This is a genomic window from Streptococcus gwangjuensis (assembly GCF_028156745.1).
GTDB lineage: Bacteria > Bacillota > Bacilli > Lactobacillales > Streptococcaceae > Streptococcus > Streptococcus gwangjuense_A.
The window spans coordinates 282,815-302,887 of record NZ_JAODJG010000029.1 but is presented as its reverse complement, the minus strand read 5'-3'; the positions used below and the strand labels follow the sequence as shown (position 1 = coordinate 302,887).

The window sequence follows — 20,073 nt, the reverse complement described above, 5'->3', positions numbered from 1 at the left end:
TTTTCATCTTTAGAGTCTGCAGTTAATCCTGTTGTAGCTGCTACTTCTTTTTGTTTAGCATCTTTTAGAATATAACCTTTAACTACTGGTGATTCAACTTTATCAAATGTTGTATCTCCATCTTTAGCTGTCCAGTCACCGTAAGTAATTTCACCTGTTACAGCGTTGAGATTAGCTTCACGAGTGAATGTAACTTTATCTGTTACTTTCTCAGCTACTTCCTCGCCTTTTTCGTTAACGTAAGTGATTGTACGGTTCACGTGGCGAGTTGTATCAATCTTCTTAATTAGATCTTCTGTCCATTTTGGTCCATCAGGGTTCTTAGGATCGATTGGATCACCTGGTTTTGGTTTATTAGGATCATTTGGATTTTCTGGATCCACTGGTTTGATTGGCTCAACGTGTGGTGTAACCGTTACTACGAAGTTTTGATCAACTTTTGTATCTTTATCGTAGTTCTTATCTGTAGCTGTCGTGAATCCATCAGTTACTAGGTCATATCCTAGAGCTTTCAATTCAGTAAGTTTCGCTACTGTTGAGTACTTGATTGGTTCTCCAGATTTACCTTCTAGGTTATCTGTGTGAAGTACTGTTCCAGTTCCTTCTACCACATAAGTTACTGTCGCTTTTTGAGTATCTTTCTCATAAGTGATTTCAGTATCTTCTGTTGGGTTTTCAGGTGTTGGTGGAACATATCCTTTGCTTGGATCGTTTGGATCTACTGGTTTCAGTGGGTTTCCATTTGGATCTTTTGGAGTTGTTCCTGGAACGTAAGGAATCGTTGTTGTTGGTGTTCCTGGTTTCGTTGGATCTGTTGGATCGTTTGGATATTGAGGTTTATCAATATTTGGAACTTCGAATCCTTCTGGTACTTTCGGTACATATTTACCTAGTGGTGTGTAAACAACATTCACTACAGAATCAGCTGCATCGTGAGCTACGTTCTCTACTTTTTCAGCTGCTTTAATGTCCGCAACGTATCCGTCGATTACTGGTGATGTTACTTCAGCTAATGTTTGTGGTGCAGTCCAGTCAGAAGTATAGGTGATTTCACCTGTTACTTTGTTTAGGTCACCTTTACGAGAGTAACGAAGTTTTTGTTCTACAGTAGCTGCAGCTTCTTGACCACGTTTAGCTTCTTCTACTTTATCAGTATTCGCATATCTGTAGTTGATTGTACGATTTACTTCATCTAGTAATCCTAGTTGTTCGTAAGTACGTTGTTTTGGATCTCCAGGTACTTTGTCTCCTGGTTTTGGAGTTACGTCCGGTGTATTTGGATCTAGCGGTTTATCTGGATCGATTGGAGCGATTCCCTCTTTAACGATTACGTAGTAAACTTGGCTAATTCCATCATTACCTTTATCATCTTTATCATCAAATGTACGGTTTGCATCAGCGTAGAATGCTACACGATTTGTAGTGTAGGCTGGATCAGTTGGAGCAATTACTTCGTAACCTTTAGCTTCTAATTCAGCTTTAACGTTATCGATGTTTGTTGTCTTAATTGCTTTACCTGTGTCTCCTGCTTCTGCAACTGAAACGTGAACCGCAGTTCCATCAGCTTTAATGAAGTGAACTAGAGCAACTTGAGAACCATCTTTAACATACGTGATTGTAGTGTTTTGAGTTGGATCTTCTGGTACTTTCGGTACTTCATAACCTTTCGTTGGATCGTTAGGATCTTTCGGAGTTAATGGTTTACCGTCTGGTCCTACTGGTGTTGTTCCAGGGATGTATGGTACTAGTGGAGTTTCAGTAGGTGTTCCTGGTTTTGTAGGATCTTCATTAGTTGGAGTTTCATATGGTTTTGGTGTTAGATCAGTTCCTGCTGGAGGTGTTACTCCTTCTGGAATTACCGGTACATATGAACCAAGTTTACGGTAGATAATTGTTTCTTCACTATCTTTATCAGTAGCTTTAACATTTTCACGAGCTGTTGATTTAGCCGCTGAAGCTACATATCCAGGTTTGTTTGGTGTTGTTACAGCATCGATTGTTGTGTCTCCACCTTTAGCTTTCCATGTACCGTAGTTAGAGATTGCTCCTGTTACTGGATCTAGGTCAGCTGTACGAGTGAATGTTAATGTTTGTACATTGTCAGGGATACCTGCATCTGATCCGTCAGCTAGTTTGTAGTGAACTGTGTGCGTTACTTCTTCGATTAATCCTAATTCTTTGTAGGTACGTCCTTTTGGATCGTTTGGTACTTTATCCTCAGGTTTTGGAGTAACATCTGGTGTGTTTGGATCCACTGGTTTGCTTGGATCAACATTCGTTGGTTTTGTAGTATAGATTACTGTTTCATTGATATCTTCAGCAGTTGCTGGTACTTCTGATGCTGGTACAGTCTCTTTATCTGGAGTGAAATTTGTAACTTTTGGTGAAGTTACAGCTTCAAATGTTTGAGCTGGTGACCAGTCTCCGAATGTAATCTTACCAGTTACTGGGTTGATTGTCGCTGAACGTTTGAACTCTTTAGTTTCTTGAACTGAATCAGCAGCTTTCTTACCGTCTGCATATACATAGTTGATTGTACGTTTAACTTCTTCTTTACGTCCATCTTCTAACTCTTTGATTAACTCAGGAGTCCATTTTGGTCCTGTTGGATTATTTGGATCAATTGGTTTTCCTGGAGTCGGAAGTGGATCATTTGGATTTACAGTTACTGGTTTAACTGTCACCAGAACTTTAAATTCTTGGTTAGTCTTAGAGTCTGCGTCGAATTTACCATCTGTTGGGTAGTTGTTTTCAACAACTGCGTAACCTTTAGCTTTCAAAGCTTCAATAGTTTTCTCTACTTCTGCAGCTTTAGTGAAGGCTTTCCCTGCATCTCCTGTATCAACGACTGATTGAGCCACTCCACCTTTTTCAGTCTTATCAGTTTCACTGTTTACTTCGATGAAGTGTGTAACTGCCACTTGAGAACCATCTTTCGTATAAACGATTGTAGTATCTTCAGTTGGGTTCGTTGGTGTTGGTGGGTTATATCCTTTAGTTGGATCGTTTGGATCTTTTGGAGTTAATGGTTTTCCATTTGGTCCTACTGGTGTTGTTCCTGGTACATAAGGAATCGTCGTTGTTGGTGTTCCTGGTTTTGTTGGATCGTCTGGATTATTTGGATATTGTGGGTTTTCAATTGTCGGAGGAGTGAATCCTTCTGGAACAACTGGTACAAATTTACCTAAATCTTTATAGATAACTTCTTCAATAATATCTTTATCCGTTGCGTTAACACCAGTTACATCTTTCTTAGATGACTCAACATCTCCTGTTGCTACATATCCAGTTTTAACTGGCACTACAGCTTTACCTTCAAGAGTTGTATCGTTATCTTTAGCTGTCCATTCACTATAAGTAATCTCTTTTGTTACAGCATTAACTGTTGCTGTACGTGTAAAGCTTACTGTAGTTTCATATTTAGGTTCTGCATCAGTTCCACGTTTCGTAGTATCTGCTACATCATCTGCATAAGTATACGTAATTGTACGTTTTACTTCTTCAGTTAGTTTAAGATCTTTATATTTTGGTCCATTAGGATTACTTGGATCTACTGGTTTTTCAGGATCGAAGTTTGGATCATTTGGATCAATTGTAATTTGTTTTGTTTTGTAAACAACTACTTCTTCGAAGTCCGCTGCATCAGCTGTTACTGTCTTAGCTGGAACATCACTTGTTGTTGGATTACTTACTAACGCAGAAGTATATCCATCAATTGTTGGTGTTGGCACTGATTCAAAATCAGCTGTTGTCTTAGGAGTCCAAGTTCCATATTCAACTTCTCCTGTCACAAGATTTACTTTAGCTGTTCTCGTGAATTCAAGAGTTTGAACTTTTTTACCAACTACATCTGTACCAAGTTTATTGTCTGGAACTGGAGTTCCATCATCATAAATATACTTGATAGTACGTGTTACAGATTCAGTAGTCTTCAAGTCTTTAACTGAATCAGGCCATTTTGGTCCGTCTGGTTTTGTTGGATCTACTGGTTGACCTGGTTCTGGTTTCACATAACCTGGAGTAGTTGGAGCTGTTGGAATATCTTTAACAATCGGTTTGAATGTCACTGTATATTCTTGGTTTGTTGATGCATCAGCATCAAATACTTTTTCAGCATCTGTTGATGGATAATCTTTTTCACCAGCATTTACATTTGCTACTTTTTCATATCCACGAGCTAAAATTTTGTTGATTGCTGCAGTTACATCCGCATCTTTCGTAAATGGTTTACCTGTATCACCTGTATCGACTACCGAAGGTTCCAATCCTTTACCAGTTGTATCTACGAATTTCGTTACCGCTACTTGAGAACCATCTTTCGTATAAACGATTGTTGTATCTCCTGTTGGTGTTGTTGGAGCTGGTGGTTCATATCCTTGTTTTGGATCTCCAGGTACTTTTGGTTTTAACGGTTGTCCATCTGGTCCTACTGGTGTAGTTCCTGGTACGTATGGAATTGTCGTTGTTGGTGTTCCTGGTTTTGTAGGATCATCTGGATTATTTGGATATTGTGGATCTTGAATTGTTGGAGGAGTGAATCCTTCTGGTACAACTGGTACATATTTACCTAGTGCTTTGTACACTACTTTTTCCGTAATATCTTTATCTTCTGCTTTTACATTTTCTACAGATTTAGTTGATGTCTCTACATCTCCCGTTGCCACATATCCTGCTACTTTCGGAAGCTCTGCTTTTCCTTCTAGTGTAGTATCGTTATCCTTCGCTTCCCATTCTCCATAAGTGATTTCACCTGTTACTGGGTTCACTTTAGCTATACGAGTGTAATTAACTTTTGTAGTAAATGGATCAGCTACATTCGTTCCAGCTTTGTTGCCATCTTTTTCAGCTTGATTTAGTTCACTTGCTTCTGTTGAGTAAGTATACGAAATCGTACGTGTTACTTCTTCAGTATTCTTCAATTTCGCAAGTAGTTCATCAGTCCATTTTGGTCCATTTGGATCATTTGGATTGATTGGCTCATCTTTCTTAGGTTCTTTATAGCCTGGAGCTTTTGGATCGACTGTAATTAGTTTCGTTTTATAAACTACTACTTCTTCGAAGTCTTTATCTGTAGCCGCTACAGTTTTCGCTGGCACATCTGCAACTGTTGGTGTTACACCTGCAACTGCCGCAGTGTATTTCTCAAGTGTTGGAGAAGTTACTGCTTCGAACGTTTGGTTCGCTGACCAATCTCCGTATGTGATTTCTCCTGTCGCTACATTAATCTTACCAGAACGAGTGAATTTAAGTGTTTTAACTTTCTTATCAGCTACACTTGTCAAATCAGACTCTGCTACTGGAGTACCATCTTCGTATACATACTTAATTGTACGTGTTACTTCTTCTTGTACTTTTACAGCGTTGATTAATGCTTCAGTCCATTTTGGTCCATCTGGATTATTTGGATCGATTGGCGTTACACCTGGTGTTGGTTTTGGATTATCGTTACTTGATGGTTTAGTTGGATCAAATGATGGAACATCTACTACTTTAGCCTTGAATTTCACCACATATTCTTGATCAACTGCAGCATCTTTATCGAACTTATCTGTTGATTTGAATCCATTATCAACTAGTTCGTAGCCTTTCTTAACTAGCTCAGCAATCTTATCAGTTACTGAAGTTGCTGTTGTAGCTGGGTAAGCTGCTTCTGATTTACCTGTTACTGCGATTGGATCTGCAAGACCTGGAGTAATTACTTTATCTGTATTAGTAGGGTCTACTTCTACGAATTTAACTACAGCTTTTTGAGCAACTGGAGTATAAAGTACTGTGATCTTGTAGTCATCTGCTTCTGCATCGATTGCTGCAGTCGCTTCTACAGTAGCATTATCTGGAGTATATCCAGTCACTTCTGGAGAGTTAACAAGGTTGAACTTATCGTCTTTTGCTACTTCTGCAGGTGTTAACGTTACACCAGTAGCTGTTCCACCTACCGGAGTCCATGGTCCAAATGTAACGATTGCTTTTTGAGCAGCTGTTGCATCTGCAGCTATCGCTTTGTTTGTGATGTAATCGTAGTAAACTGTACGAGCTTTGTATTCTTCTGGCGAATCATATCTACTAGCATCTAACACAGCTTTATAAGCAGCATATTCTGCTGGATACTCTTTCGCAGCTAATGTGTAGTCGATTGTACGGTCACGTTCAAAGTGAAGTGTTTCAGTCACTGTTGGTGCAGCCGTTGTTCCACGTTTATCTGCTGGTACATCATCTGTACTTGCATATTTGTATTCGATTGTACGTGTTACTTCTTGAGTATCTTTAATTTGACGAAGAACTTTTTTATGACGTAGGTAAACATTGAACGCTTGGTCTACATCTTTATCGTCATCGAACTTACGTCCACCTTCAATAGCTGTACCTTGAGTATTATTTGTATAGTCATCAGTTACTAATTCATAACCAAGGTCTTCATATTTCTTGATTGTGTCAGCTGTTAGGTAAGGAATCTTCGTATGAGATTTACCTTGAAGTGTTGTAACCCCATAAGTTGTTTTCGCATCTGCACCTGTTGCAGGAGCAGTTGCTGCTGTTTGAACTTCAAGAATACGAGCATCACCTGTTGCATCTAAGTCAATGTATGTTACTTTAGCTTTTTGGATATCAGCTTTGTAAACAACATACATATCAAAGTTATCTTTGTCGTCTGATCTTATTGCAGAAGAAGCTGGTTTATACGTTCCGACATCTTTTGTATTTCTATCAATCGGTTTATAAGTACCAATTTCCTTAGTATCTTTAATATGAGCCATTTCTCCTGTTGCATTTGGAGCATTGTATTCTAAAGTTACAACATTCGCTGTATAACCTTTTACAGTAGGAGAAACTATACTATTCATCTCTTCGTTATTTTCTCCATGTTTCCAATCGGAAATAATCAATGTTCCTTGAGAGAATTTAGTACCTTTAGGTATTTCAGTTCCTGCTGTGTATTCTGTACCATTCACATCTCTAACTGTATTCGCAGTTACCATCGGTTGGTCTAATACACCATCTTCATCAAACATTTTATATGTACGAGTATAGTTTAAAGTTTGAGAACGTGTTACTGGTTCATTATTGATCGATAAAATTGGATCATTATTTTTATAAGAAGCTTGACTAGTAGCTGTTGCATCATTATCACTCTCATACACATAGTGAATTGTACGTGTAATCGACGCTTCTGTAACTGGTGTTACTATTGGTGTGTATTTTGCTCTACCGTAATCAGTACCATATTTTTCTGTAACTTTATCATTTGCTACAACATCATTATAGTCTATATCTGGTTGTACTAAATCTACACCTGTTCCTCTTCCTACAAATCCAGGTTCTGGTGTAAATGTAACTTCACCTGTTGGTTTTCCACTTGCATCTTTCACAAGTTCGTATACCCCTTCACCTGTGATTGTTACTTTAGAATCGTTAGTGTTTGCCAGGTCATAACTACGTGGAACCTCTGTTATTGCTCCTGTTGTAGGATCAAGATGTGTTGCGCTTGGTAATATAACTTGATTTAACGGTAATATTCTCTTGACTTTAGTACCCGCTGGAATCGTGTTAGTTGCACGATATTTACCGTCAACTTTTACAACATCTCCTTTTCCTACAATTTGACTAATAGCTGTTTCTTTAGCTAGGGTAGAAATTTTATTACCTGATTCTCGTGGTATAGTATCACCTGTATTATATGTGACATTATTCCATGTATTATTCGCCGTTGTTACTAATGGATTTTTAAGTTTAGCTCCTGCTGGAATTCTTCCTCCGGCAGAAATAGTAGTCTCTGTACCGTTAGCTAGAGTAACAACCGTGTCTGCTGTAACAGGATGAGGATCAACTGGACTAGCTCCCGCTGGGATAGTTTTTCCAGTAACAAGTCGAACATTATTTACTACAACAGAACCTGTACCTGTTACTACCACATCTGCATCTTCAGCAATTTTCGCACGCGCTGGTAATTTATCTTTATCAGGAGTATACGTAACCACCTTACCATCAGCAAGTGTTAATGTAGTAGCCTTACTTACTTCAGTATCTTTATCGTATGAAGATTTATTACTATCTAAAGTATCCGCTAATTTTATACTCTTATTCTTATCTATGATTTCGAATTCATCAGCATACCTAGAATCTGTAATCTTATCTCCTGTTTCAGTTTCCACTGTTCCATATACTGGGATTTGAGGTCTAGCACTTTGTTTTTTACCTTGAACATCAGTAGTTGTAGTATCTTCACCTATTGGTCTCACATCAATAACAGTTGGAATATAACTAGTATCCATTGTTTTATAACCATTATTTCCATTGTTTGTATTTTCAAGAACCTTATCTTTTTCTGCTAATGTAGTAGATATTTTAGAAGCCTCAATTGTATCATTATTAGCTTCCCATCCAGTTGAATTATTATTATCATCCCATGCACGTACAGCAATACCTTTTGCTGTTCCAACATAAGATTTGTTAGGTTTAAATGTTAATGTAGTTTCATATAATCCATTTCCTACAGAAGTATTTTTACCTTCATTAGCAGGATTAACTTTATATGTACCTACTTCATTTCCTGCAGTATCATATTCTGTATACTCACTTAATAAATATTCTGTTTTCCCAGTTAATGGGTTTGTAACTTTAAGTCCTTTACCCAAAACTTTATTATTTTTATCTTTTACTGTTACATATTCTCCTGAATATACAGTGGCACCATTTCGTTCTACATGAACCTTGCCTGTAGAGTCTACACGATAATTTGCAGGTAATCCAGACTTATCAGCAATAGCTTCTTCTGACGCGACTTGCTTATCAGTTAGAACTATTTTCGGCGATAAATTCTCATTTTCAATTTGCGCCCATTTCGTAAATTTAGAATCTTTATTTTTACCATTAGCTATGAACATCGCATTAGTTGATAGTGTAACTGTTTGTTCTCGCCCTTGATAATCTTTTGTCTCATATCTAGTACCACGTGGCATGTGAACTACATGTGTTTGGAAATCCTCTACTTCCCCTGATGATGCCACACCTGTTGGTTCTAGAATCTCATCTTTTGTTAATGAAATACGTAAACGTACTCCTAAGCTATCTGCTGAGGTATCTAGTAATTGTGGCGTGTTTTTGAATTTAATATTGTAAGTTCCATTTTGGTTAACTTCTACGATTTCTGAAGATTCATTAAGATCAAATTTACCGTTGTTGTTGAAGTCTACCCATCCACGGATATAAGCTTTATCATTATTAACACCTAGGTTAGCACGAACACCTTCAAGGACATATTCATTACCTTGGGCTTGACGTAATTTGTACTCAGTTGCTACCGCTGGATCAAGAAGTTGGCTTTCTCCTTCATCTCCAAGAGTACCTTCACCTAAAGCACCTGTTGTGTGGTTATAAACTCCACGAATCGGAAGCTTAGATACTGGGTTCGCCATCTCAATAACATCACCTTGATTTAAAAGTACACGTGTGTTATCAGATTTTTCAATTACAGCATTACCATTTGGTAATAATAAGTATTTACCTGTTACACCCTTATCTGTTGTTACAATTGTTTTTCCTGATTCTAATGGTGTCTCTTTATATTTTTCTGATGTGATTAAATCATCAAGTACCCATCCACCTGAAGGGTCAGTTTTAGTTGAACGGAAATCTGGGTCTCCTTTAACATTACCTAGATATGGCTGAGTAGCTGTTACCTGAGTTTTAACTCCATCTTTAATAACTTCTTTGTTAAAGTCCCCGATAATATGTTGTGCAGAACCGTAAGATTGCGGAGCATCTCCTCCATCATAAATCATGAATCCGATTGTTCCTGCCTGCGCTCCTGCAGAGTTCAAGTACATCGATAATGTTTTAACGTTTTGAGAAAGAGCGATAGGTAATGAGTTTTTAGATCCCATTGATGTGTAGTTCGCTCCAAATGTATTAGTTCCGTATGCAATAGGTTTCCCTTTTTCGTCTAAGTTAACCCAATCTTTTGGATTATATCCCGCTTGCGCAAGACGTCCGTCAGCATTAACATCACTTTCTTTACTTGGATAAACTCCTTTAGCTGTTTTATCATCAATATCTTTTTGAAGATTTAATGCCATGAATTGTTCCCATTTCGTTCCATCTGTTTCAAATTGAACAATTTCTGTACGCCCTGCTTCTTCAGCATCAGCCGCAATTACGTTTACGTCTACAATACGACCATTATATGTCGCAGAAAGAGAAAATGTTACACCAACGTTAGATTCATCACGAGACGATGTAAATGCAGTAAGCATTTCACTTCCATCTGGATTTGTTGTTGGAAGTCCTGCTTTCCTTAAGTATGACCATTGAGTATCTTGAGATGTAATTAAGACATCCGCATGTCTTTGATCTCCAATTTTTTTATAAAGATTAGCTGATCCTGATGGTACAGCCTTACCATTCACATTAACATAAGAGAACCCAGTTTCAGCAAGTTTTGTCGCTGTTAAACCTTGACTTTCAATAGCTTTGTTGTAGTCTTGAACAGCTTTATGATAAGCAGCTGCTTTCGCATAATAAGCATCTGTATTAGCAAATGTTTCTGTTGGATATTCTGGTATCGTTAATGCTACACCATTTACTGATACTGTTGGGTTATTAGCCAACGTTTTTTTGTTTTTAGTAGCATTTTCTTTGAATCTTTTGTCTTCAGCTTGTGCTTTTGCTAATTGTTTTTCAGAACCCCAATCACCATAATCACGAACCGCATTCACAGGTCCTGCTGGTGTTTTATTTGGATCAGCCTCTACATTTTTCGAACCTAATTTTATAACTGTAGCTGTTAAAGTATAGCCTTCAACCTTTGTTTTAACATTGAACTTCATACCTTCTTGTAAAGCTTCGTAAAGTTCATGATCGTTTTGAGCTCCACCCGTGTAGTATAAATGTTCAACATATTTCGCAGTTCCTGAATTTAAGAATTTATCATCAGTTGTTAAACCTTTTGAACCATCAGCATAGGTAACATCACGAACCATTGTGATTTTACCTTCAACTCTGTCACCATTTGGATATGTGATAGTTTTAGTAATTGGTTGCGCTAATTTTCTTGCAGGCCCTACTACAGTACCATTAGAGTATGTAATAGATGCTGCTGCAAAGTCGAACCAGTTAATGTTATTTTTAAGTTGCTCTAAGTTTTTTGTACCCGCAGTACCAACAACAGTATCTCCAGAAGGAATATTAGTTTTAACACCATTTATTGTAACAGTTGCTCCACCTGCAGTTCCGTTTCCTTTTTGTACTACTTCAATCATAGAAGGATCCGTAATGCTTGGGTTGGCATTCATGATTTCACGTTTAACCGCAGCTATCTCTTCTTCGGTTAATTCATTAATATTTTTTACTGGAGTCTTAGTTGTAGGAGCTACGATTGCTGTATTGGTAGTAGTTTCACCTGCCAACACCGCTTCAACTTTACCTACGTGTCCTGCACGTTTCATCTCAGCATAGACTGCTTCAATGGCAGATGAAATACGTTGGAGTTGGGCATCCAATTCTTGTTTAGTGATTTCTCCTGCCGCAAGAGCTTTCTTAGAAGCTTCAATTTGAACTTTAGCTGCAGCTACTGCAGTTGCGATTGCTTCTTTTCCAGCTTTATCTTCTGCTTTTTTATCCGCAAAGTTTGAGGCAGTTGTGTTCAATACTTCTGCTTCAGATGTCAACTGTTCAAGGACAGTTTTAGTAGCAGTAATTGGATTTTCTGCTTTCTTTTCGTCCTTTTTATCAGATTTTTCATCAACTGCTTTATCAGCTTTTTTGTCTGTTGAAGGAGCAGTTAGTGTTGCTTTTTCTTTATCAGCTGCTTCTGTTTTTTCAGTTGTAGCTGTTTCAGATGCTTTTTCATCTTTCTTAGACGCTTCAGCAGCTAATTTTGCAACTTCCTCATCACTCAAGGTTGGCTTTTCTGCTACAGCAGCTTCTGTCGTAGCAGAAAGAGCAGGTGTCGTCACATTTGCGACATTCTCACTTTCCTTATCATCTTTTGGTGCAGATGCAACAGCTTCTGTTTTATTTTCAGTAGCTGCTTCTTCTGCCTTGGCAGTCGTTTGGGCAGCACCCAAAATCAAGGCTGTCCCCAACAACACACTCGCAGCACCAAAATGGTACTTACGAATAGAGAAACGTTGGCTCAGGCCATACCAATCAAAAGATTTATTTTTTTGTCTTTTTGATTTATACATAATGTTCACTTTCCTTTTTTAATTATGTAACCAGAAATTACAATTACATACGATATATTATACCATGCAATCGTCTTCATTTCAACGAATTTGAACATTTTCTATATCATTTGATAATTGAATTTTCTTTCGTTTTTAAAAATTAAACTGTTGTAATATATAATGGTAAATATCGTTCTACAGAAAGATTAATCTTGGCTTTTCGCTATTTTTTTGATATAATAAATTAAAGTATAATTTCACTGGAGGTTCTATGCGTTTTAATCAATTCAGCTATTTAGCGCTACCTAGAGATACAATTATCTTTGAATTAAAAAAGTATGGATTTGATTTACCAGTCAACATTACAAATAAACAAATGCTTGAAGCGTTTCTTATTCGTTTCTTTTTTAATTTTAAAAATAGCTCCTATCCTCTATCCAGTTTAGCAGTTGATACAGAAACTGACTTATTGACATTTTTTCAATCAGATAAAGAGTTGACTGCAGATATTTTCTATACTGTGGCTTTTCAACTTTTAGGCTTTTCCTATTTGGTTGACTTCGAAGACAGTGAAGCTTTTCGTAAAGAGACTGGATTCCCTATTGTATACGGTGACTTGATTGAAAATCTCTATCAATTACTCAATACTCGCACTAAAAAAGGGAATACTCTTATCGACCAACTTGTCAGTGACGGTCTTATTCCTGAGGATAATGACTATCACTACTTTAACGGCAAAAGTTTAGCAACTTTTTCTAGCCATGATGTCATTCGAGAAGTCGTTTACGTTGAGTCTCGTGTCGATACTGACCAAAAAGGTCTACCAGACCTAGTCAAGGTCAGCATTATTCGTCCTCGTTATGACGGGCAAATCCCTGCTATCATGACTGCGAGCCCTTATCATCAGGGAACCAATGATAAAGCTAGCGACAAGGCTCTCTACAAGATGGAGGGCGAACTCGAAGTCAAACCTACTCACAAGATTGAGCTAGAAGAACCTCAACTAAATCTCGTCCAAGCCCAAGGTCAAGCTGAGCTTGTGTCAGAAGCAGAGGAAAAGCTAACGCACATCAATGCTAGCTATAGTCTCAACGACTACTTCCTTCCACGTGGTTTTGCTAATCTATATGTTTCAGGTGTTGGTACAAAAGACTCTACTGGTTTCATGACTAACGGGGATTACCAGCAAATCGAGGCTTATAAAAATGTTATCGATTGGCTCAATGGTCGTTGCCGTGCCTTTACTGATCACACGCGCCAGCGTCAAGTCAAGGCTGACTGGTCAAACGGAAAAGTGTCCACAACTGGACTTTCCTATCTTGGTACCATGTCCAATGGTCTTGCGACTACAGGTGTCGATGGTTTAGAAGTCATCATTGCCGAGGCTGGCATTTCTTCATGGTACAACTACTACCGTGAAAACGGTCTGGTCACTAGCCCAGGTGGTTATCCAGGTGAGGACTTTGACTCTCTTGCTGAACTAACCTACTCTCGTAATCTCTTGGCTGGCGACTATATCCGTGGTAACGAAGCTCACCAAGCTGACTTAGAAAAAGTAAAAGTGCAACTGGATCGCAAGACTGGCGATTACAATCAGTTTTGGCATGACCGCAATTATCTGCTCAATGCCCATAAAGTAAAGGCTGAGGTTGTCTTTACCCACGGTTCACAGGATTGGAATGTCAAACCACTTCATGTTTACCAGATGTTCCATGCTCTTCCAGCTCATATCAATAAGCATCTCTTTTTCCATAATGGTGCCCATGTTTATATGAACAACTGGCAGTCCATTGACTTCCGTGAATCTATGAACGCCTTACTGACTAAGAAATTATTGGGACAAGATACAAATTTCCAACTTCCGACCGTTATCTGGCAGGACAATACAGCTCCTCAGACTTGGCAGACTCTTGATGATTTTGGTAATCAGGAAAGCTCAGAAACTTTCTCACTTGGTCAAGAAGAGCAAGTCATTCAAAACCAGTACCCAGATAAGGATTTTGAGCGCTATGGTAAAACATACCAGACCTTTAATACAGACCTCTATCAAGGGAAAGCCAATCAAATTACTATTGACCTTCCTGTGACCAAGAACCTCCACCTGAACGGTCGCGCTCAGCTCAATCTTCGTATTAAATCTAGTACCAATAAGGGGCTCTTATCGGCCCAACTACTGGAACTTGGACAAAAGAAATATCTACAACCTTATCCAGCTGTTTTAAGTGCTAGAACCATTGACAACGGTCGCTACCACATGTTGGAAAATCTCTGTGAATTGCCATTTCGTGAAAATGCGCAACGAGTCGTGACAAAAGGCTATCTCAATTTACAAAATAGAAATGATTTACTGTTAGTAGAAGATATTACTGCAGATGAATGGATGGATGTGCAATTTGAACTGCAACCGACTATTTACAAGTTACAAGAAGGAGATACTCTTCGTTTAGTCCTCTATACTACTGACTTTGAAATCACCATACGTGACAATACCGCATACCAGCTGACTGTTGATCTTGAACAGTCTAGTCTTATCCTACCTTGTCAAAAGGTTTAATATATCAGACTTTCAAGATGGAACTATTTCCACTTGAACTGTTAAACTACACATAAACTTGGTATCAAATTCAATCCTAGTCTAGACCTTTGATATGCATAATACTGGATTTGGGACAAAAGATACTAAGACCCTAACCAACATGTGCAATCATTTATAATACTCGCTACCATACCACATGTTGGAAAATCTCTGTGAATTGCCATTTGGCATAAATTCACAACAAGTCGTGACAAAAGGCTACCCTAATTGAGTGATTTACTGTTAGTAGAGGACACTAATGTAAATAAACGGATAGAGAGCCAATTCATCTCCACCCAACTAGTGACAAGTTAAAAGAGGGAGATTCTCTCCGTTTAGTCCTATACTACTTACTTTGAAATCATCATACGTGACAATACCGCTTACCACCCGACTGACAATCTCGTTCAGTCCACGCTTTCTGTATCTAGTACAAGGAGTAACATTTTATGAATAAATCTGAACACCGACACCAACTCATACGAGCTCTTGTAACAAAAAACAAGATTCATACTCAAGCTGAGCTACAAGCTCTTCTTGCCGATAATGATATTCAAGTTACACAAGCTACACTTTCGAGAGATATTAAAAGTATGAACCTTTCAAAAGTACGAGAAGAAGACAACTCTTACTACGTGCTCAATGCAGGTTCAACCTCAAAATGGGAAAAACGTCTCGAAATTTATATGGAAGATGCTCTTGTCTTGATGCGTCCAGTTCAACACCAAGTCCTACTAAAAACCCTTCCTGGGCTTGCTCAATCCTTTGGTTCTATCATTGATGCTTTGAGCTTTCCTGACGCTATCGCTACCCTCTGTGGCGATGATGTCTGTCTTGTCATCTGTGAAGATGCAGAAGCTGCTCAAAAATGCTTTGAAGAACTGAAAAAATTCGCTCCACCATTTTTCTTTGAAGAATAAAAAATTCCGTGTCTAATCTGGCACGGAATCTTTTTATCTATTTTACTGAGATGGATTGTCTTTTTTAGTTCGTGCCAATCTCAGGGCACGATTTGGATTGAGACGATTAAACAGTTCTTCCAATTTCTTTTCATTCCAAACATCTGCGGCGGAAACGAAATTGCCATCCGCATCTCGGAAAGATATCGGTTTATCTCCCATAACAGTCTCCTAGTCTACAAATTCAAACTCAAATTTACCAATGCGGACCAAGTCCCCATCCTTAGCACCACGCGCACGAAGGGCTTCATCAACCCCCATACCACGAAGCTGGCGAGCAAATTTCATGACTGATTCGTCACGATCAAAGTTGGTCATATTAAAGAGTTTCATGAGTTTTTCACCAGAAAGTACCCATGTCGCATCGTCATCACGACTAATTTCAAAGGCCTTCTCTTCCTCGTCAAATCCATAGTAAGCTTCTTCTTCCATATCTGACTCATCATAGAGCAAGAATTCTGGTGTCTTATCTAACAATTCAGCTGTCGCATCCAAAAGTGTAGCCAGACCTTGCTTAGTCAAACCAGATATTGGGAAAATAGCTGGTAACTCTTCAAATTCATCGTAGTTTTCAGCCAATTTTTTCTTGAATTCTACAAGATTTTCCTGACTCTCAGGCATGTCCATCTTATTGGCTACGATAATCTGTGGACGCTCCATGAGGCGAAGATTGTATGACTCCAGCTCCTTATTGATGGCAAGATAATCCTCATAAGGATCACGGCCTTCGCTAGCTGACATATCAATAATATGAAGGATGACACGTGTACGCTCGATGTGACGGAGAAACTGTGTCCCCAAACCAACACCTTGACTAGCACCTTCAATCAAACCTGGTAGATCAGCTACTGCAAAGGATTCACCTGATTGAGTACGAACCATACCTAAATTTGGCACAATAGTCGTAAAGTGGTAGGCACCAATTTTAGGTTTAGCAGATGTGATAACACTTAAAAGTGTTGATTTCCCAACAGATGGGAAGCCTACTAAACCAACATCCGCAAGGATTTTAAGTTCCAATTGTAACTCACGTTCCTGACCTGGTTCTCCATTTTCAGAGATTTCCGGTGCAGGATTTTTTGGTGTCGCAAAGCGAATATTTCCACGTCCACCACGACCTCCGTGGGCAACAATAAATTCTTGCCCATGCTCAATCAAATCTGTCAAGACCTTGCCAGTCTCTGCATCACGCACAGTCGTACCTTGTGGTACTCGAACTCTAAGGTCCTCAGCACCACGCCCATGCATCCCTTTGGTCATCCCTTTTTCACCAGAATCAGCTTTGAAATGGCGATTGTAGCGGAAATCCATCAAAGTACGTAGTCCTTCGTCTACAACAAAGACCACATTACCTCCACGTCCACCATCACCACCCCAAGGACCGCCATTAGGGACATATTTTTCACGGCGAAAGGCAACCATGCCATCGCCACCATTACCAGCCTTGACCTTAATCTTGGCTGTATCTAAAAACATACTCATTTTTCTTCTCACTTTAAAAAAGGGCTGGGAAATCCCAGTCACAAAATTTCTTAAATCTATTTTATAGATTACTGAGGGCACCAATTGCAGTTGCAAAAATACCCAAAATACTTGCTACTAACATGATAAGCACGATAAGCAAGGTTAATTTCTCAAACATCGTTTTTTTACGTTTTCCATTATCTCCAAAAGCCATTTTTTCTCTCCTTCATTACATTCTATTTTCTATTATCTTAGCATGAATTTAGCTAGTTTTCAATAGTCACTTGCTACCGGCGCAATAATCCATAAAATAATATAAGCTACAATTCCTGCCCCATAACAAAATGCAAGAACACCCCATATTACACGAACAATAGTCGGATCAATATCAAAATAATTTGCGACCCCAGCACATACTCCAGCAATTTTTTGATCACAACCACTTCTCATCAATTGTTTTTTCATAACTATTCCTCTTTCTATTCTTCATGGTCTTTCCAATAATCTCTTATGCTGATTAACTGTGTTTTTGAAGCTTTCAGCATGCGTCTAGAGCCTTTTACGGGCACAGCAACCACCTGTTGTGGTAAATACAAAACTGTCTTAAAGATACGCTGACTGACCGTATCATCTTTAACTAAATCTTTCTGGAAATTATTTGAAATAATAGCATCCAAATAAAATTCATGCACCCGTTTTCCAAAATTCTCAGCTGAAATCTCGTACAATTTAGCTGATAAGGTATGCTCATTCATATCTGGCGTTGCAATCAGGGCCTCTAAAATGGCTCCAGCCAAATCATGTTCACCGTAATACAAGGTTCCAAACATTTTATCACTGATCAGATTGTCCAGATAAGGATTTCCGTGAGCAATGACAGGCGTTCCACTGGCCAAGCTTTCCAAGTATGTCAAACCTTGCGTCTCACTTGTCGATGCAGAGATAAAGAAATCCGCCGCCTTATAGTAAAGAGCCGTCTCACTAGGAGCAATCATCCCTGTAAAGACAACAGAGTCTTGAATCTCTAGTTTCTGGGCTTGCTCTTTAAGGTCATTCAGATAAGGGCCATCCCCTGCAACTACCAGTTTGACCTTGTCTTCTTCTTTCAGAACATCAGCAAAGGCTGCTAATACTGCTTGAATATTTTTTTCATAGGAAATTCTGGAAAGACTAAGCAACATCTGTTCATCATCTTGAATCCCTAGTTTACTACGCAGTTCTTCCAGATTTTCTTGCTTGATTTCCGGACGCTCAAACTTGGCTAATTCAATCCCAGTTGGAATGACCCGTTTTTCAACCTTAACCTTATAGTCAGATAGCAAGTCTCGGACAATCTCACTCGGGCAAATAACCCCATCCACATCATGCAGGAAACCTCTTACTAAGTACTTGACCATACTAGGACGAATCAACATCCCCTTAGCAATATAATGCACGTAGTCTTCGTATTGGGTGTGATAGGTATGGATGACTGGAATCTTCAATTCACGCGCAATCCAAATTCCCAACAAGCCAAGAGAAAATTCTGTCTGAGTATGGATAATATCCAGTTGATATTGTTTAGCAATTTCAAGCGCCTTGCTGAATCCTCGATAGGCAAAGCGGCGATCCTTAAAAGCAAAGAAAGGAACACTTGGAATACGGATGATTTGCCAATCTTCGTAGCGATTGACATCCTTATCTGTCGTAGTAAAGATAAAAACAGCATGCCCCTGCTTTTCAAGTTCTGTTTTCAAGGTTCGAATACTGGTCGCAACACCAGAAACCTGAGGAAAATAGGTATCTGTAAATAAACCAATTCGCATAGATTACCTCACTTTTTACTTTCTCCCTAAAGCGGCTTGTTTCTCATAAAAATCCAACCAGATTTGTAAGAGATGCTCTTCAGAATACTCTCTAGAAATATTCTTAGCTTTTTCTTTCAAATCTTTTAAAGCATCAGGATTCGCTTGATATTCCAGAATAGCTTCTTTCATCTCTTCTCTATCTGCTGTCGCCCGATAATTGCCCTCCAAAATTACCTTATAAAGATCTAAATCACGCAACATAATCGGAGCTTCACAACTGGCAGCTTCTAGGATAGTCATAGGAAAGAGTTCATTGTAACTAGGAAGCAAGAAAAGATCCGCTAGGGCATACAATTCGCGCATCCGCTCTGGCGATACAATACCTGGAAAAATCAAATTTTGAGGGGGATTTTCCATAATTTTCTTATAGCGTTCATAACCATCTGTCATACCACCAAAAGAGAAACCACCGGCCCAGATAAAGGTAATCTGAGGCAATTCCTCAGCCAGACGGATAAAATCATCAATCCCTTTGCGTTTCTGAACTTGACCAGCACCAACTACGATAAACTGATTATCACTAATACCTAGCTCTGTTCTCAGTCTCGCTACCTCTTCTTGTGGAAGTGGATGCCATTTTTCCTTGTTGACAAAGTTAGGAATATAGGTCACTTTTTCACGTGGAATACCAGCTGCCACCAAATCCTCGATAAACATAGGATTAACCACAACCAGGTGCTCCATCCGGTTGTAAAAAGAAAATACATAGCGCTTAACAATTCCCTTTAAGAAAAATGGAATTTTCAAACTCCCCTCAAGTGTATCAGGCAAGAAATGCACATAGCCAATTTTTCTCCCTGAGCGTTTCTTTTGGAATGTTGATAAATAATAGGGGAAATCAATTGTATGAAAGTGAGTCACATCGGCTTCGATTGGAAGATTTTCTGTAACAATCAATTGGTCCTTGGCATCACGGTGAAGAAGACGAACTAATTCACGGTAGGCACCTGAAACTCCTTGTCCTGCTACTTTCTCACTTGAACTCAACATATTGATGCGTAATTTCTTTTTTTCCATAACTACTATTATATCATTTTCTTTGAATAAAATCAGCAAAAGAAAGG

9 protein-coding genes are annotated in these 20,073 nt (G+C 38.7%); 2 read left to right on the top strand and 7 right to left on the bottom strand.

Going from position 1 to position 20,073, the window contains the following annotated elements; translation table 11 throughout:
• The coding region (locus tag N5909_RS03790; RefSeq protein ID WP_271630834.1) for a mucin-binding protein at positions 1-12,182 on the bottom strand (12,182 nt) is incomplete at its 3' end.
• A gap of 253 nt (positions 12,183-12,435) precedes the next feature.
• On the opposite strand from N5909_RS03790, the gene N5909_RS03785 reads away from it, so the two are divergent.
• Both N5909_RS03785 and N5909_RS03775 read left to right on the top strand, forming a co-directional pair.
• On the top strand, positions 12,436-14,718 hold the full coding sequence (locus tag N5909_RS03785) for a Xaa-Pro dipeptidyl-peptidase (RefSeq protein WP_271630833.1): 2,283 nt from the start codon (positions 12,436-12,438) through the stop codon (positions 14,716-14,718).
• A 470-nt stretch (positions 14,719-15,188) separates the two neighbouring features.
• Complete coding sequence (locus N5909_RS03775) at positions 15,189-15,659, top strand: arginine repressor (protein WP_020901801.1); 471 nt, start codon at positions 15,189-15,191, stop codon at positions 15,657-15,659.
• 42 nt (positions 15,660-15,701) lie between these two features.
• Here N5909_RS03775 and N5909_RS03770 read toward each other — a convergent pair whose 3' ends face one another.
• The 6 genes from N5909_RS03770 to cpoA all read right to left on the bottom strand — a co-directional run bounded on the left by N5909_RS03770 (position 15,702) and on the right by cpoA (position 20,026).
• Positions 15,702-15,860: a hypothetical protein gene (locus tag N5909_RS03770; protein ID WP_007284777.1), complete on the bottom strand. Its 159-nt coding sequence runs from the start codon at positions 15,858-15,860 to the stop codon at positions 15,702-15,704.
• A 9-nt stretch (positions 15,861-15,869) separates the two neighbouring features.
• Positions 15,870-17,180, bottom strand: coding sequence for a GTPase ObgE (obgE, locus tag N5909_RS03765; RefSeq protein ID WP_000061647.1), 1,311 nt, complete (start codon positions 17,178-17,180; stop codon positions 15,870-15,872).
• A gap of 61 nt (positions 17,181-17,241) precedes the next feature.
• Complete coding sequence (locus tag N5909_RS03760) at positions 17,242-17,376, bottom strand: DUF4044 domain-containing protein (RefSeq protein WP_000863852.1); 135 nt, start codon at positions 17,374-17,376, stop codon at positions 17,242-17,244.
• 59 nt (positions 17,377-17,435) lie between these two features.
• On the bottom strand, positions 17,436-17,627 hold the full coding sequence (locus N5909_RS03755) for a PspC domain-containing protein (RefSeq protein ID WP_200872490.1): 192 nt from the start codon (positions 17,625-17,627) through the stop codon (positions 17,436-17,438).
• 14 nt (positions 17,628-17,641) lie between these two features.
• On the bottom strand, positions 17,642-18,967 hold the full coding sequence (locus N5909_RS03750) for a glycosyltransferase family 4 protein (protein WP_271630832.1): 1,326 nt from the start codon (positions 18,965-18,967) through the stop codon (positions 17,642-17,644).
• Positions 18,968-18,982: 15 nt separating this feature from the next.
• Entirely contained in the window at positions 18,983-20,026 is a 1,044-nt protein-coding gene (gene cpoA, locus N5909_RS03745; RefSeq protein ID WP_271630831.1) for an alpha-galactosylglucosyldiacylglycerol synthase, read from the bottom strand.
• Positions 20,027-20,073 lie beyond the last annotated feature (47 nt).